The following is a 15482-nucleotide window of genomic DNA, read 5'->3' as shown; positions in this document are numbered from 1 at the left end:
GCGGATCAGAAACGGCGGACCACGCCGTTTCGTGGCGGCAGCGATGGAGGAACACGCACATGTCCACTGATCTCGCCCCTGTCCTCGTCACCGGAGCCACCGGTAGGCAGGGCGGTGCCACCGCGCGTGCCCTGCTCGCGGCGCACATCCCCGTCCGGGCGTTCGTGCGTGATCCCCATGCCGACCGGGCCCTGGCCGTCGCGGCGCTGGGGGCGGAACTCGTCCCCGGAGACCTCGACGACCTCGCCTCCGTGCGCCGTGCCGTGGCGGGCGCCCGCGCGGTCTTCTCGGTGCAGACGCCCCCGATGACCGCCGACGGCATCGACTTCGACGGCGAGGTGCGACAGGCCGCCAACCTGATCGAGGCCGCGCGGGCCGAGGGCGTCCCGCAGTTCGTCCACACCTCGGTGTCCGGAGCCGGGCAGCACACCGAGTTCCCCGGCTGGGCCGAGGGCCGCTGGGCACCGATGGAGCCTCACTACACCGCCAAGGCAGGCATCCAGGACCGGGTGCGAGCGGCGGGCTTCCCGTACTACACGCTCCTCAAGCCCGCGTTCTTCATGGACAAGCTTCGGCCTGAGGAGGCGTTCCTGTTCCCACGCGGCCTCGACGGCGGCCTGGTCAGCGTGCTGAAGCCTGCGACCATGATCTCGTTGACCGCGGTCGGCGACATCGGCCGGGCGGCCGCGGCGGCCGTCGCCGATCCCGGCCGGTTCCACGGTGTGGAGCTGGAGCTGGCGAGCGACCACCTGTCGATGACCGCCATCGCCGAGATCCTCTCGCGGGTCCTCGGCAGGGAGCTGCCCGCGCCGGACATGACCGCCGAGGAGGCCGCGGCCGCCGGGATGCCTGCGATGGGCGCCTTTCACGAGATCCTGAACGTGGCGGGTCAACCCGCGCGACCCGAGTTCGCGCGGGCGTTGGGCATCCCGCTCACCGGCTTCGAGGACTGGGCTCGCGAGCACCTGCGGGCGGGCTGAGTCGAGCGGCGGCACCGCTTTCGTGCACCGCCGCGGCCACCGGTCGCGCGGTTCGGTGACCGACAGCCGGTCCGCGGCGCAATGACGGCGGTGATCGCATCGAGGCGATGCGCCCCCGCCCGCGTTCCGGCCGTGGATGAAGCCCGCACGGCGGTGTGGCGTGCGGCGGACGACTCATGTCGCGGCGCGTGGCCGGCAGTCCGTCGCGGCGGCGCGGGCCGTGTCGGACGCCGCCACCGTCGTTCAGCGGCCGGTGCCCCGTCGTGTGGTGACGGACGTGGGCAGGCCGCGCCATCGAGATCACCGTCTCCCCGCCGGCCCCGACACGAGTCCGCCGGAGGCGAGCCTGGCTAAGCCGTCCGTACCGATGAGGACGGTGCGGCTGACGCCGCCCGTCGTGTGATCGCCTCGCGGTCGAGCACCCGCCGCGATCGATCCGACGCGGCAGGCGGACCCCGGCTCGACCGCCGGACCGCCGCGCCGCGGCCGATGTCGGGAGCCCGGCCGGTCGCCGACTCGGCGCGATGACCGTCGCCACCTGAGTGCGACTCAGTGCCGGTGATCGTCGCCGCGCGCGTGCGACTCGGCGAGGACGAACGCGCCGACCACGGCGATCACCGTGCCGGCGAGCAGTTGGAGCAGGTCGACGAAGGGCACCAGCCCGGTCTGCGTCGTGGGCATGCCCGAACCGGCGACTCCGGCCAGGAGCAGGACCATCGAATACAGACCGCTGCCGAAGACGGCGCCGCCGCCGACCCAGCCCAGCGCGAGCGGAACCGCCGTCCGCAGGCGTGGCGGGCGCCGGAAGGCCAGGGCGAGCAGCGCCGCCGCGGCGGCGACCGCGAACGACGCGGTGCCGGCGTCCGCGAGCCGCTCGGCGAGTCCTCGACTCTCGACGAGACCAGTGGACAGGCCCCAGGTCGCCCCGAACGCCCAGGACAGCCGTGCCGCGGCCACGATGACGAGAAGCGTCGTGACCAGCAGGGAGAACAACACCACCACGGGCTGGTGGAGACCCGGCGGTCGATCCCGTACCCGCCCGGTGAGCACCTGCGGCCAGCGGTCTCGGGCGTAGAGCACGAAGGAGGCCGCGATGCCGATCGCCTGCGCACCGAAGCTGAGGTAGACCAGCGGACCGACCCAGGGGGCCATCGAGCCGTCGCCCACGGCCGACGAGTCGATCAGGACCGACGCCGCGACCACCGGACCGGTGATGACGAACGGCGCGAGCAGGCCCGTCCCCACCCAGGTGGGGGCCAGTACCAGGAACGCGGGCACCCGTGCACCCCAGGCGTGGGTGAACAGGAGGATGATCCCGATCGCGCCGATCTCCAGGGCCGCCGTGGCGATGTTCCCGCCCTGCACGACCGCCGCGTCGATGGACGAGGCGCCCGTGATGCCGATGGTCGAGCCGGCGATCCAGGCTGCCTTGAGGAGGAAGTACGGCAGGACGGCCACGATGGCCGCGTACCCCACGATCAGCCGGACACGAGAGTCTCGCCGCCCGCGTGGCGCGGGGGTCGGCACGGTCGCGCCGGCGTCCGTCGCCGTCGATGCGGAACTCATGGGATTCCGACGGTCCTTCCTTGTCGCTCCATGCGGTCTGAGCCCACAGGGAGCGCCGAGGCCCGGCGCCGCGGGCTACGGTCGCCCGCACCTGAGATGTGGGCGACCGTAGCCGAGCGACCGCGACGACGTCCGGCGAACACCGGGATCGGTGCCTCGACCGCGCGTCGCGGAGCGCCCTCAGGGTGCGAGGCGCGTGCCTCCGTGCGGCGCGGCGTCGTCGGTCTGGTGATCCGCCTGTCGCGGCCGGGGGACCGGAATCTTGGACCAGTCCGTGCAGGCGCTCGCCCCGCGCCACCGCATCGCGTCGCGCGTCTGCGGTCCGTAGGTTCCGTCGACGGTGATTCCATGCCGCCGCTGGACGTTCCGCACCGCGGTCTCGGTTCGCGGACCGTAGACGCCGTCCGCCGAGATGTCCTGGCCGTTGCAGACCCGGAGGTGGTTCTGCAACGCTCGTACCGCCGATCCCTGGTTGCCGACGCCGAGGATGCAGCCGACCCCGCTGCTGGTGCTCGCGGGGATCACGCCGACGCTGCCGGGAATCGACCAGGCCGTGTTGCAGCTCGCCTGAGCCGCCGATGCCGAGTCGGACTCCGTCGCGCTCGCGACGGTGACCGACGATGCCAGCAGGATCAGTGCCGCGCCGAGTGAGGCGCTCGCGTTACGCCAGTCCATGAGAGTTCCCCCTGTTCCGTGTCGACGACGGGCGCCGTCGCCTGTCCTTCGATCGATCGAGTGATCGCCTTATCGGTGAGGCCGGGGTGGTCGCCGCCGACAGGCGCCGGGACATCACCCATGCACTGTCGGCGGGCGTAGCCGAGATTCGCGGACGGCAGCCGTGAACCATGACGAGGCGGCGGGCGCGCTCCTGGACGTCGACTGGCCGCCTGCTGATCATCGCCGCCCGGATCGTCTTCGGGATGACGGCGAGAGGTGCGGCGTCACCGTGCTGAGCGGCCCGCGAAGCGTCGGATCACCGGATGCCCAGTCTGCTCCAGGGACCGCAGCCGTTCCTGCCGAACCACAGCATGGCATTGCGTGTCTGCGATCCGTAGACCCCGTCGACGGTGGCTCCGTACCGCCGCTGGACCATCTCCACGGCCGCCTTGGTCTGCGGACCGTAGATGCCGTCCGTCGAGACGGGCTGACTGTTGCAGATTCGCAGGTGGTCCTGCAGGGCGCGGACCGCCGATCCCTGATTGCCGACGCCGAGGATGCAGTTCGATCCGCTGCCGGTGTTGGCGGGCACCACGCCGATCATGCCGCCGCCGGGGATGCGCAGAGTCGTATCGCAGCTCGCCTGCGCCACCGAACCCGAATCCGAGTCGTCCGCCGCCGCGCCGGAGACGGACGAGAGAATCAGTACCAGTGCCGTGCCGAGCGAGGCACCTGTCTTTCGCCACACACCCATGAGAAGACCCCCGTTCTCCATGGCCGATGACGAGTCGTCGACGACTCGTCGATCAGATGAAGCATTCCCCGGCGAGTCAGGGTAGGCGTGCCTGTGCGGCCCGCGCAGGCGTTTCTCGAGAACCGGCGGCGGAATGCCTCGTCGTCTTCTCGGTGGGACGGGCGGCGACGTCGGGTGCCGTCGGGTGGGAATTCGGTGGTGAACAGCGGCGACACGACGAGGCGCGAACGTGGGCGCGGGACCTCGGAGAACCGGCGCGGCCCGGGCGACTCGGTTCGGGCACACCGCCACGTACGGCCTGCCACGGGGCGTGCCGCTCGTCCGCGTCGTACGGGTGTCGACCGTGCGACGGCGACTCGGCGACCACGCGGACGACGCGGTGCGGCGCCCCGGCGCGCCGCACCGGCTGCACCCACCGTCGGGCGCCCTCGGGAGGGCCGATCCACACCTCGTGGCTCCCGTCGGGGGCCATTGTCACCCCGTATCGGTCGGGGGTCGGTCCGCCCGCCGCCGGCCACCACTCGTAGGCGGTGTCGAGCTCCGTCCACAGTCGACGCGGCCCGAGTCGCCGAACCGTCCATGCGTCCGAGTTCCTGATCATGGCGACCCGTGCCCACGACGCGGAGCGCACGTCGTGCGGCTCGATCACCCTGCGGTCGGCGTCGAGGTCCTCGACCGTCGGAGAGCAGAACGGCACCCGCGGTCCGATCGTGAGGCGGCCTCCGCGAAGGCGACCACTCGAACAGCCGCCGGCCGCTACGCACGGCCCGCGTCGTCCCAGCCGTGGCCGGCGCCGATCGGCTCGGTTCGAGGGTGTCCCGTCGTTGTCGCCGAAGCCGCATGAAGGCGAGCCCACGCCCGCACCCACCGGACGCCCCGCCCATCTCGTTCGACCACGGCACGAATCGAGGCGTCCGGGCCGTAACCAGTGCCCCATGGGGTGACGATCGCCGCGCCCGGCGGGGCCTGCGCGATCCACGCCGAGGGGATCGCGCGCACCGAGGTGGTGCGGACGAGCCGCTCGTTCGGCGCTTCCGACGGATGGCCGAGGCACCGTCGCCGGTCACCACCGAGGGCGATCCGTCCACGCCTGCCGGCGCGCGGCGGGCGGCGCCGGCCACGGTCGGATCGATCTCCACCGACACCGCCGGCCCGGCGCCGCCCACCCGAGCGGTCAGGCACGCGGCGTTCCAGCCGGTGGCCGCCCCGATCTCCCGCACCCGATGCCCCGGTCGGACGTCCAGTGCCGTGAGCAGACCGCGACCAGCGACGGCTGGCTGCACGGGCCGGACGGCCACCCGCCGACGCCGGCCGGTGGTGTCGCACCGTCGTCGACCGACGCCTGCCGGCGCGGCGGAGCGTCGACCCACACCGCCGAGGAGATGAATCGATCAGGGGGGACGGCGAGCGCCGTCCGCCAGTCATTCACGGTGAATCGAATTCCCATTCGTCGTCCGCATGTTTGTTCGCATCGCTTCCGTCGCCCCGGTTCTCCCGTCTCTCGGGCTGCGCGTCGCCCTGGCCGCCCCGGGGGAGTCCTTCTCGCCCATGTCGTCCACTCCGTCCTCCGCCATCGGCCCGCGCGACGACGGCCGTGCGTCGACGATCGTGCGCCGCGGGCGGGTGAGAAGAGATTCCGCTGTGGTCGAGATGAAGACGGGAGGTATCTGTTCCGAACCGAGGAGAAGATCCACGACCCGATCGATACCGGACGACTCGCCGGATCGGTGCCGTCGAACAAGCCGGCCTCCGATACTGACGCCCCGGTGTCGAGAACGCCCCGGCAGCGCGTCGCCGCCGAGGACGAGTCCGCCGGATCGTCGTGGACCGGCGTCCGGACGCCCTGACCGCCGCGGGCCGTGATCCCGTGACCTGGCGGATTCCGGACGGGTCGACCCGACCACGGACGGTGAAGTTCCCGGTCCTCCAGGCACGGGTTCGGGTTCCGTGTCGCCGTCGACATCCGGCGGCGACCGCGTCGTCACTGCTCAGCACGGCTCGAGAGCCCGGCGACGGAAGACGGCGTCGTCACGGGGCGGACACGTACCGTTGATGAGATCACCCCCTCAGTCGCGCGCGTCCGCCGCGCGCGTGTCGGGCTGCGATGGGAAGGTTCGTCGGTTCAGCACAGGAATCCAGCACTATGGGAGCGACAAGACATGAGCACAGTGACATCGCACGACGGCACCGCAATCGCCGTCGACCGCTCGGGGGAGGGGCCTGCGGTGATCCTGGTCGGCGGGGCCTTCGACACCCGGACCTCGGCGGCACCGCTCGCCGAGGTCTTGGCGGCGCGCTTCACCGTGTTCACCTACGACCGACGCGGCCGAGGTGACAGCGGTGACACCGCGCCCTACGCCGTGGCCAGAGAGGTGGAGGATCTCGACGCCGTGATCCAGGCGGCGGGCGGTTCGGCACTCGTCTACGGCCGTTCCTCCGGAGCCGCCCTCGCCCTCGACGCCGCCGCGGCGGGACTCTCGATCAGCAGACTGGCGCTCTACGAGCCGCCGTTCATCATCACCGACGGCCCGCGGGAGGGCTCGACCGAGTACACCACCCGACTCGGCGAGCTGGTGTCCACCGGGCGGCGCGGCGAGGCCGTCGCCTTGTTCCTGTCCTCCACCGGGATGTCCGCCGAAGCCGTCGCCGGGATGCGTGCGACGCCGACCTGGGCGGGCCTCGAAGAGCTGGCGCACACCCTGCTCTACGACAACGCCGTGATGGGCGACGGATCGCTGCCCGCGGAGTCGGCCGCCGCCGTGACGGTCTCGACTCTGGTGCTGGCGGGCGGCGCCAGTTCGGCGGCCTACCGGGAGTCGGCCAAGGCGCTCGCCGACGCCGTGCCCAGCGGCAGGCAGCGCGTCCTGGACGGCCAGGGACACGACGTGGCCCCGGCCGCGGTGGCCCCGGTGTTGACGGAGTTCTTCACCGGCTGATGCCATGCCGGCGGCGGGGCGGCGGCCTGTCTGCCCCGCCGATCGTCCGCCGACGTCGGCTCCGCCGCCCGGCGGGTTTATCCACGGCGCGCCGTCGGGTATGGCTGCTGACATGGCTGTCGAGACCGAGGTGTTCTTGGACCGACCGGCCGCGGGCCGGCTGCTCGCCGCCCGCCTGCGGGGACGGCCCTGGCACGAGCCGGTGGTGCTGGGACTGGCGCGAGGCGGGGTGCCGGTGGCCGCCCAGGTGGCCGGGGAACTCGGCGTCCCGCTCGACGTGGCGGTGGCCAGGAAGATCGGCGTCCCCGGACAGCCGGAGTTCGGCGTCGGGGCGGTCACCGCCGACGGCCCGCCCTACTACGCGGAGCGGACGCTGACGATGCTCGGGCTCGACGCCCGGGACCTGAGTCGGGCCTGCGCCGACGAGCGCGAGGAGGCCCGGCGTCGGGTGCGCCGTTATCAGGGCGACCGGCCCCCGACGCCGACTCGCGGCCGCGACGTCCTGGTGATCGACGACGGGCTGGCCACCGGGGTCACCGCCACGGCCGCGCTGCGAGCCCTCCGGCGCACGGACCCGCGACGGCTCGTCTTCGCGGCGCCTGCCTGCGCGCCGGACGCGGCGCAGGCGTTGACCGCCGAGGCCGACGAGGTGGTGTGCCTCTCGCTGCCGTCGTCCTTCGTCGCCGTCGGGCAGTGGTATCAGGACTTCGGCCAGACCACGGACGACGAGGTCATCGCTCTGTTGACCGCCGGGGCCGAGGAACGGCCATGAGCTGATGACCGCGCACCGTGCGGGGCCCCGTCCGCGCGGTCGGGGCCGGTGGTCGACGCCGGATAGGCTGGGCCGGATGAGACGGAAGCTCGCCTCGCCGCTGCCGCAGCGCAACGGCCTCGACCCTGCGCGGCTGCGGCTGCCCGCCGAGGGGCCGTGGGCGACCATCCGCGACCACCTCGTCGAGCGGCTCCCGATGGTCGCGCCCGCCCGGATCGACGAGATGCTGGCCGGTCGGGAGATCGTCGGAGCCGACGGACCGGTGGCGCCCGACGCGCCGTTTCGTCCCGACTCCTTCGTCTGGTTTCACCGCGACCTCCCCGACGAGGTGCCGGTGCCCTTCGACGTCCGCGTCCTGCACCGGGACGAGAACATCGTGGTGGTCGACAAGCCGCACTTCCTCGCGACGATCCCGCGCGGCAGACACGTGCTGGAGACCGCGCTGGTCCGGCTGCGGCGCGAACTCGACCTGCCGTTGCTCAGCCCCGCGCACCGGCTGGACCGGGTGACCGCCGGGCTGGTCCTGTTCGTCGCCCGCCGCGAGCTGCGCGGGGCGTACCAGACGATGTTCCGCGATCGGCGCGTGTACAAGGAGTACGAGGCCGTCGCACCCGTCGAACCCGCGCTGGACCTGCCGCGCACGGTGCGCAGTCGCATCGTCAAGGAACGCGGGATCATCACCGCCCGGGAGGTCGACGGCCCGCCCAACAGCGAGAGCCGCATCGAACTGATGGAGCGGCGCGACGGTCTGGGCCGGTACCGGCTGCTGCCGAGGACGGGGCGGACCCATCAGCTGCGCCTGCACATGAGCGGTCTCGGAGTGCCGATCCTGGGCGACGACTTCTATCCGACGCTCGTCGAGACCGCGCTGGACGACTTCCGCCGCCCGCTGCAACTGCTGGCCACGGTGTTGGAGTTCACCGATCCCGTCAGCGGCGAGCCGAGGCGGTTCGAGACCCGGTCGAGACTGCTGGCCTGGACGTCCTATGCCGAGTGGGCGGGCGTCGAACACTCGGCGGCCTGCCCCACGGCGTAGCGGTGCGCCCGGCGGCCCCCGGGCACGGTCACGCGCGGCGGTCCGGCCGTCTCTCTCGGGCAGGCGTCGGCGGGCTCGGGCTCGTGTGCCGCCTTCAGCCGCTGACGCACGGGGTCGGAAGCGTGGCGCACTCGCCGCTGTCGTGGGACGCGTTCATCACGATCGACGCCCGCGGCTCCCGCCTCGTGACGGCGACCGCCGACGGCGGCGGATCAGTCTGCCGTAGGCGCCTGCGGGGCGCGGCGGACCGCCACGGGCTCGACGTGGTCGGCGAGCGCGTGGATCGGGTCGTCGTCGCCGGCGTCCAACACGAGGCCGCCGCGGCGCAGCGCCGCCACGATGCGGTCCGCGGCGTTGCGCCGTCCGTTCGGGCTCGCCCGGATGACCAGCGTGACGGCGGCCCCGTCGCCGGTGGACTCGACCCGGTAGGAGGTCGCGCGGATGCTGCGCAGGGCACGGGTCGCCTCGGCCACCAGGTCGGCGGTCATCGGTTCGTCCTCTCCTGCCTCGCCGGGCGAGGTCGGTCGGTGCCCGGCCGCCGGCGCAGCGCCGAGGCGGCGCCCGCCGAGCTGGGCGGAGCGGGTCGTGGTGCCGCGGCGTCGTGTCGACGCCGCGGGCGGATGCCGTGGTCCGGCCGGTTTCCACCGCGCGGCGCGTCACGGGGATGCGGGTAGCGCGGACGGCACCTCGGCCGGGTGGTGTCGTGGGCGCCGCCGGAGTCAGGAGACGGCGCGCAGCAGGACGGCGAACTCGGCGTCGTCCAGGTCGATGGTCGCCGCGGCCACGTTGTCCTCCAGATGGGTCACGCTGGAAGTGCCCGGAATGGGCAGCATCACCGGGGAGCGTTGCAACAGCCAGGCCAGCGCGAGCTGCGAAGGGCTCGCCCCGTGCTCCCGCGCCGCCGCCGCGAGCGGGCCCCCCGGCCGGGCCAGTTCGCCCGTGGCCAGTGGGAACCACGGGATGAAGGCCAGGCCGGCCGTCTCCGCGTACTCCAGCAGCGGCTCGGCGTCGCGGCGCGCCAGGTTGTACATGTTCTGCACCGACACGATCGTGGCCGTCCGGCTCGCCTCCTCGACCTCGGCGACGGTGACCTCGCTGAGGCCGAGGTGACGGATCTTGCCCTCCTGCTGGAGGGCGGCCAGCTCCCCGACCTGGTCGGCCAACGGGACCTCGGGGTCGATGCGGTGCAGCTGCAGCAGGTCGATGCGCTCCAGGCCGAGATGCCGCAGGCTCAGCTCCACCTGCTGCCGAAGGTATTCGGGCCTGCCGATCGGCACCCATCTGTCGGGGCCGGTGCGGGAGAAGCCCGCCTTCGTCGCGATGACGAGATCGTCCGGATAGGGGTGCAGGGCCTTCCGCAGCAGGTGGTCGGCGACGAAGGGGCCGTAGGCGTCGGCGGTGTCGATGAAGGTGACGCCGAGCTCCACCGCGCGGCGCAGCACCCGTACCGCCTCGTCCGGGTCCTTCGACTCGCCCCACACGCCGGGGCCGGGCAGCTGCATCGTGCCGTAGCCCAGTCGGGTCACCGGCATGTCGCCGCCGATGGCGAACGTGCCTGCCGCGGCGGCCGGTCGCTCTGCGCTGTTCATCGAGACTCCCCTCACCGAAGTGGGCGCCGAGCGCACCCCGGCGGGCGTCGCCGAGCGCGTCGCCGATCTTAGGGTGCCCGCGACGGCCCGGGTCTACGCCGGGCGGGCGCGGCGACCGCCGCCGCGGTCGTCTCGCCGTCGTGGCTCCGCCCGCGGCGCGGCCAGTCGGACGGGTCCCTGCGTCACCGCCGCGTCCAGCTCGAACCGTCCCGCCCGGCTTCTCGGACAGGTTCGCCGTCAGCGTGGGCATGGCCGGACGGTGGGGGAGGACAGCACCACGGGCCACCGCCGCGATCCGGGCAGGGCACCGCCTTCGAGGACGTGGATCGGGCTCGTCCGCAGCGGCGAGGACCTCCCCCCGACTGCGCGAGCATCATCAGCGCCCCGCCGGTGGAGCGACGTTCGTCGAGCCGCTCGACCTCCTCGACGACGAGCCGGTCCCGGCCGGAGAACCACGGTGCCCGGCGCCGACGGAAGACCGCCAGACCCGATACGGACACGGCCCCGGTTCGGCCCGCGCCGTCGCCCGTCGCGTGGGGGCGCGGGTCCTCGTGGAAAGTGAGGCGGCGGCCGCGTTCGGCGACGTACCGATCATCGGACCCCAGGCAGATCGATGTCTCGTCCGAGGCCCGCGCGTTCATCCGGCCGCGGTCGCGCTCGTGTTCGCGCCGGGGAGGCTCGTCTTCGATCCCGGTCGTCGCCGCACAGCGCGGCCGAGGCACGGCGGCGCCGCGATCGACGCCTCCGCCGAGCGCACCGCGGGCGAGGCCTCGCGTTCGGCGCGGCCCACCGAAGCCGATCGAGTCGGGACGGCGGACCCCCGCGTGGCCGGGACGCCCGGCTGCCGGCCGCCCGAACGGGTCGACGCGGTCAGGGCGAGAGACATGGCACCTCACCGCCGACGAGTGATGGTCGAACCGTGCGTGACAGCCGTCGAGGTGATCAGGAGTTCGACGGAGATCGCCGCGCCGACAAGGATCCGCTCTCCTGTCGCGTTCGGCCGCCCTGCCGTGCCGGCAGGGCTCGTGGCCGGTCACGGGTCGTCCGACGTGCCCTGGTGTTCGGACCGATCGATCGGCGGTCGGCCGAGCAGCGGCCGCAGGACCTCGGCCTGCGGGTCGCCGAGTTCGTCGAAGATGACCAGGGCCCGGCGTCGGTGACGCAGTGCTGTGTCCGTGTCGCCCGTCGCCTCCAGTGCACGGGCCAGGCCGATCAACGCGCGGGCCACCATCCGCTGATCGCCGACGCGCTCGCTCACCACGACGGCCTCCCGATGATGTCGCGCCGCCTCGGCCCAGTCGCCGCCGTCGTGCAGCAGATCGCCGAGACAGGTCAGGGTGAAGCGCAGACTCGCCTGATCGGTCATGTCATGCTGGATGTGCAGGGCCTCCTGAAGGTGCGCGGTGGCCTCGGCACGCAGGCCCAGTCTGCGCAGCGTGTCGCCGAGATTGCTCAGACAGATGCCCTCGCCCTGACGGTCGCCGGTCTCCCGGAAGCCCGGCAGCGCCGCCGCGAAGCAGCCGCGAGCGTCGTCGAGCCGCTCCAGATCGATGTAGCCGATGCCCAGGTTGTTCAGGTTCCAGGCCTGCCCGTTGCGATCGCCCACCGTGTCCAGGATGCGCTGCGCCCGTTGATAGCAGTCCACGGCCTCGGTGAAATGCCGGAGATCGTGCTGTGCGATGCCGAGCCCACGCCAGATGAGGCCCTGTCCGTGCTGCTCATCGAGCGCCCGGGCCGCCTTCAAGGCGATGCGGTGCGTCGTCAACCAGTCCGCCCAGTGGCTGCGCCGGTAGTAGAAGTTCAGCAGGATCGACGGAAGCTGCCAGGCGATCGAGAGCTGTTCGATCTCCAGCGCCGCGTGCACGGCGGCGAGCAGCCCGCCCCGCTCGGCCTCACACCAGGCGAGGGCCTGTTCGTGGTCGGCGGGGACCGGCACGGGATGCCGGGTCAGCAGCGGGTGCAGCCGGACCGGTTGGCCGCGGTGCGGCTCCAGGAGTCGCCTGGCGCCCTCGGCGGCGTGCAGGTACCAGCTGAGGAGCCGGGTCACGGCCCCGTCGCGGTCCGACGCCGACTCCTCGGCGTGGGCGCGCTCCCGGGCGAAGCTGCGCAGCAGGTCGTGGAAGTGGTAACGGCCGGGCGTGGACTGGTGCAGCAGATGTTCGTCGAGCAGGTCCTCCAGCAGGCTCTCGGCGTCGTCGGGGTGCAGGTCGCCGAGCGCGGCGGCGGTGTGCGCGGTGATGTCGTCGCCGGGGTGCACGCCGAGCAGCCGGAACAGGCGGCGATGCCGGGGCGGCAGCGCGCGATAGGAGAGGTCGAAGATGACATGCACGCCCAGGGCGCCCGCCGAGAGCCGGGCCAGTCGTCGCTCGGCGTCGGCGAGCCGCTCGACCAGGTCGCCGACCGTCCAGGACGGACGGTTGCGCAGCCTGCGTGCCGCCAGGACCACCGCCAGCGGCAGCCCGCCGCACAGCTCGACGACCCGCCGGGCCGCCGTGGGCTCGGCCTCGACCCGACCGTCCCCCGCGATGTGGGCGAGCAGCGCGACTGCCTCCGCGGTGCCCAGCACGCCCAACGGCAGCGGCCGGGTGCCGTCCAGCCCGGACAGCCTGCGTCGGGTCGTGATCAGCACGAGACAGTCCGCCGTGCCCGGCAGCAGCGGCCTGACCTGTTCTTCGGTGGCCGCGTTGTCGAGCAGCACCAGCACCCGTCTGCCCACCAGCCGGTCCCGGTACAGCGCCGCGCGCGCGTCCAGACCATGCGGGATGTGCTGCCCCGGCACGCCGAGCAGCCGCAGGAATCCCGCCAGCACCTCGGCCGGGTCGGCGGGCGGATGCTCCGGGTCGAAGCCGTGCAGGTCCGTCCAGAGCTGCATCTCGTCGAAGCGGCCCTGCCCGACGATCCGATGTGCCGCGTGCACGGCGAGCCGGGTCTTGCCGACCCCGGCCATCCCCTCGATCGCGATGACGGGCACGGCCGTGGCCGCCGGGTCGCCGTGCTCCTCGACGATGCGCAGCATCCTGGTGAGCTCGGCCGTGCGGCCGGTGAACTCGACGATGTCCATCGGCAGCTGTCGATAGGCGCGTGCCACCGAGACGGCGTCGTCGGCGTGGGCGGACCCGTCCCGCACGCCGGCCTCGATCGGCTCGACGGACAGGATCTCCTGGTGCAGGCGTTGCAGGCGCGGACCGGGTTCGATCCCGAGATCGGTGACCAGCCGCTGCCGGACCTGGGTGAAGGCGGCGAGCGCGTCGGCCTGCCGGTCGCCGTGGTAGAGCGCCAGCATGAGCTGCGCCCACAGTTCCTCGCGGTAGGGATGCTCGGCGACGAGGGCTCGCAGGCCGCCGATCACGAGGTCGGGCCTGCCCAGGGCGATCCAGGCCTGCGCGTGCTGTTCCACCACGGCCAGTCGGCGATCCTCGATCCGGTCCGCCTCCGCGGCCAGCAGCGTCCCCAGCGTGCTGCCCTCCAGAGGTCTGCCCCGCCACAACGCGAGTGCCCGTTCGAGGTGGTCGACGGCCCTGGTGAAGTCCCGTCGTCGCACCGCGTGCTCGCCCTCACGGGCGTGTTCCTCGAAGACGGCGAGGTCCAGTTCACCGGGGCGGACCGCGAGCAGATACCCGCCGGAGCGGGTGGCGATCCGGTCGTCGGACTCGCCGACCCCGCGCAGGGCTCGCCGCAGCCCCGCGACATAGGTACGGATGTTGGACTCGGGGGCGGCGGGCGGGGTCTCCCAGATCGCCTCGGCGAGGTAACCGGTTCCGGCGACCTCGTTCGAACGAAGCAGCAACGCCGCGAGCACGGAGCGCTGCCGACGACCGCCCAACGAGACGACCGCGCCGTCCCGGCGAGCCTCCAACGGTCCCAAGAGTCGAAACTCCACAGTCACCCCGTGTCCACAGTCACCGAAGCATCGTCGATCAGAACCGTCATGCGGCGGGCTGCTCACGCAGTTCTCGATTGATCTTCGAAATCTACCGTCACTCGCGTCCGGACTGTGCACGATCTGTGCGGCCCGGCTGGGATCATGGAGGTTCACCCTGGACGAGGCAGACGTGGCTCCCCCGGATCACGTCGGGTCTCGCCTGCGCGGACACGCTGCGACTCGCCCGCTCGCGGCACGGGACGTCCGACGATCAGACGATCGCCTGTGCGCGATCTGGGCGGACGATGCGGCATGATCGACCCACACGGGACGGAACGACCACAGCCGAGGATCGACGAGCGGCCTGGTCGAGACGTCCGTGTCGTCCAGTCGGCTGCCGGACGCTCAGGGACACGGATTGATCGGATGTATGGCGACGTCGCTCCGCGCGACGCGGCGCACCCGGCGACCGGGTGTCCTCGGGATACCGGTGGTGGATCGGACGCCCGCAGGCGTCGAGAACGCAGGGAGGACAGTGCACACCACCCGGAGTGTCGGACACACACCGGACCGGACCGACGCGACGGTGTCCCGCCCGGCACACGCGATCACCCGCCGCATCGGATGCGGCCCCGCAGGCGTCCGGCCCGTGGTCCTGTGGCGTGCGCCCTCCGCTGCTCCACCCGCGACGTCTCGTGACCACGTCAGGAACCCCCACCACGCCGACGGCACGCTTCGCCGCAGGCGGTTCCGACGCGGCAGGCGAGGCCGGGTCCGTTTCCGCGACCGCGAGCACGGACCATCCGCCGGGAGACATCCCCGGCGACCAGTCTTCCTCGGCTGTTCGGAGACCGTGGTCCTCGCCGCCCGCCCCGCCGATCGCGGCGACCTTCTCGCGTGGAATCCGCGCGACGCGATCGGTCGATCCCACTCGGTTCTGTCATTGTCGCCGGCTGCCCGGTGAGAACGGAAGTGATGCACAGTTCAGAGAAGAGCTTCACAGTCGATTTCGCGCCGATGATCTGAATCCGTGGCCGCCGGGCCGCCACCGCCGTCATTCGAACCGATCGGGCGGCGAACGTCTCGGCGGTCGCCCGGAACATCGGTCGTCGAAACAGCTCGGACGTGTGTGATGAGACGACGGCGCGCCGCGTCCTGTCTCCCGGGTTCTTGGGGGTTTCGGGAGGCGGGACGCGGCGCTCTGGGGGGGCTGACCTCGATTCGAACGGCTGTGGGGAGCCGTCTTCTCGGGTGATGCGGCAGTTCGCGGGCGTGTGTCGTCGACGCGCCGTGAACTCCGCGCCGTCGATTCTCGGCGGCGCGGATCATC

Annotated in this window: 11 protein-coding genes; 4 read left to right on the top strand and 7 right to left on the bottom strand. The window is 72.6% G+C overall.

Translation table 11 applies throughout. The features are described from left to right. Positions 1-59: 59 nt before the first annotated feature. The gene (locus AHOG_RS16540; RefSeq protein WP_093942169.1) at positions 60-980 is read left to right on the top strand and encodes an NmrA family NAD(P)-binding protein; all 921 of its coding nucleotides are present in this window, start codon (positions 60-62) and stop codon (positions 978-980) included. A gap of 549 nt (positions 981-1529) precedes the next feature. Here AHOG_RS16540 and AHOG_RS16530 read toward each other — a convergent pair. From AHOG_RS16530 to AHOG_RS30535, 4 genes are all read right to left on the bottom strand, one after another. Then, positions 1530-2546, bottom strand: a complete 1017-nt coding sequence (locus tag AHOG_RS16530) for a hypothetical protein (protein WP_093942167.1) — start codon at positions 2544-2546, stop codon at positions 1530-1532. Between the two features lie 180 nt (positions 2547-2726). Continuing rightward, complete coding sequence (locus AHOG_RS16525; RefSeq protein ID WP_093942166.1) at positions 2727-3221, bottom strand: peptidoglycan-binding domain-containing protein; 495 nt, start codon at positions 3219-3221, stop codon at positions 2727-2729. Positions 3222-3519: 298 nt separating this feature from the next. Next, a complete protein-coding gene (locus AHOG_RS16520) occupies positions 3520-3957 on the bottom strand; it encodes a peptidoglycan-binding domain-containing protein (RefSeq protein ID WP_157736861.1) in 438 nt (145 codons plus the stop codon). Next, on the bottom strand, positions 3906-5240 hold the full coding sequence (locus tag AHOG_RS30535) for a methyltransferase domain-containing protein (RefSeq protein WP_169725869.1): 1335 nt from the start codon (positions 5238-5240) through the stop codon (positions 3906-3908). The genes AHOG_RS16520 and AHOG_RS30535 overlap by 52 nt, the downstream gene beginning before the upstream one ends. Positions 5241-6116: 876 nt before the next feature. Here AHOG_RS30535 and AHOG_RS16505 point away from each other — a divergent pair. The 3 genes from AHOG_RS16505 to AHOG_RS16495 all read left to right on the top strand — a co-directional run bounded on the left by AHOG_RS16505 (position 6117) and on the right by AHOG_RS16495 (position 8701). Then, a complete protein-coding gene (locus AHOG_RS16505) occupies positions 6117-6893 on the top strand; it encodes an alpha/beta fold hydrolase (RefSeq protein WP_093942162.1) in 777 nt (258 codons plus the stop codon). A gap of 112 nt (positions 6894-7005) precedes the next feature. Then, on the top strand, positions 7006-7665 hold the full coding sequence (locus AHOG_RS16500; RefSeq protein WP_093942161.1) for a phosphoribosyltransferase: 660 nt from the start codon (positions 7006-7008) through the stop codon (positions 7663-7665). 76 nt (positions 7666-7741) lie between these two features. Then, positions 7742-8701, top strand: coding sequence for an RluA family pseudouridine synthase (locus tag AHOG_RS16495; RefSeq protein WP_093942160.1), 960 nt, complete (start codon positions 7742-7744; stop codon positions 8699-8701). A 212-nt stretch (positions 8702-8913) separates the two neighbouring features. On the opposite strand, the gene AHOG_RS16490 is transcribed toward AHOG_RS16495, so the two are convergent. The 3 genes from AHOG_RS16490 to AHOG_RS16475 all read right to left on the bottom strand — a co-directional run bounded on the left by AHOG_RS16490 (position 8914) and on the right by AHOG_RS16475 (position 14176). Continuing rightward, a complete protein-coding gene (locus tag AHOG_RS16490; protein ID WP_093942159.1) occupies positions 8914-9189 on the bottom strand; it encodes a hypothetical protein in 276 nt (91 codons plus the stop codon). 231 nt (positions 9190-9420) lie between these two features. Continuing rightward, on the bottom strand, positions 9421-10290 hold the full coding sequence (locus AHOG_RS16485) for an aldo/keto reductase (RefSeq protein WP_093942158.1): 870 nt from the start codon (positions 10288-10290) through the stop codon (positions 9421-9423). A gap of 1033 nt (positions 10291-11323) precedes the next feature. Beyond that, entirely contained in the window at positions 11324-14176 is a 2853-nt protein-coding gene (locus tag AHOG_RS16475; RefSeq protein WP_169725868.1) for an AfsR/SARP family transcriptional regulator, read from the bottom strand. Between the last annotated feature and the right edge of the window lie 1306 nt (positions 14177-15482).

Origin of the sequence: Actinoalloteichus hoggarensis (genome assembly GCF_002234535.1) — a bacterium.
Lineage (GTDB): Bacteria > Actinomycetota > Actinomycetes > Mycobacteriales > Pseudonocardiaceae > Actinoalloteichus_A > Actinoalloteichus_A hoggarensis.
Note: the sequence above shows the minus strand (reverse complement) of the source record. Positions and strands in the feature narration are given on the sequence as shown.

Excerpts from the sequence above, each read along its gene's own strand:
- AHOG_RS16540 (WP_093942169.1), top strand. The coding sequence starts at position 60 with ATGTCCACTGATCTCGCCCCTGTCCTCGTCACCGGAGCCACCGGTAGG.
- AHOG_RS16530 (WP_093942167.1), bottom strand. The coding sequence starts at position 2,546 with ATGAGTTCCGCATCGACGGCGACGGACGCCGGCGCGACCGTGCCGACC.
- AHOG_RS16525 (WP_093942166.1), bottom strand. The coding sequence starts at position 3,221 with ATGGACTGGCGTAACGCGAGCGCCTCACTCGGCGCGGCACTGATCCTG.
- AHOG_RS16520 (WP_157736861.1), bottom strand. The coding sequence starts at position 3,957 with ATGGGTGTGTGGCGAAAGACAGGTGCCTCGCTCGGCACGGCACTGGTA.
- AHOG_RS16505 (WP_093942162.1), top strand. The coding sequence starts at position 6,117 with ATGAGCACAGTGACATCGCACGACGGCACCGCAATCGCCGTCGACCGC.
- AHOG_RS16500 (WP_093942161.1), top strand. The coding sequence starts at position 7,006 with ATGGCTGTCGAGACCGAGGTGTTCTTGGACCGACCGGCCGCGGGCCGG.
- AHOG_RS16495 (WP_093942160.1), top strand. The coding sequence starts at position 7,742 with ATGAGACGGAAGCTCGCCTCGCCGCTGCCGCAGCGCAACGGCCTCGAC.
- AHOG_RS16490 (WP_093942159.1), bottom strand. The coding sequence starts at position 9,189 with ATGACCGCCGACCTGGTGGCCGAGGCGACCCGTGCCCTGCGCAGCATC.
- AHOG_RS16485 (WP_093942158.1), bottom strand. The coding sequence starts at position 10,290 with ATGAACAGCGCAGAGCGACCGGCCGCCGCGGCAGGCACGTTCGCCATC.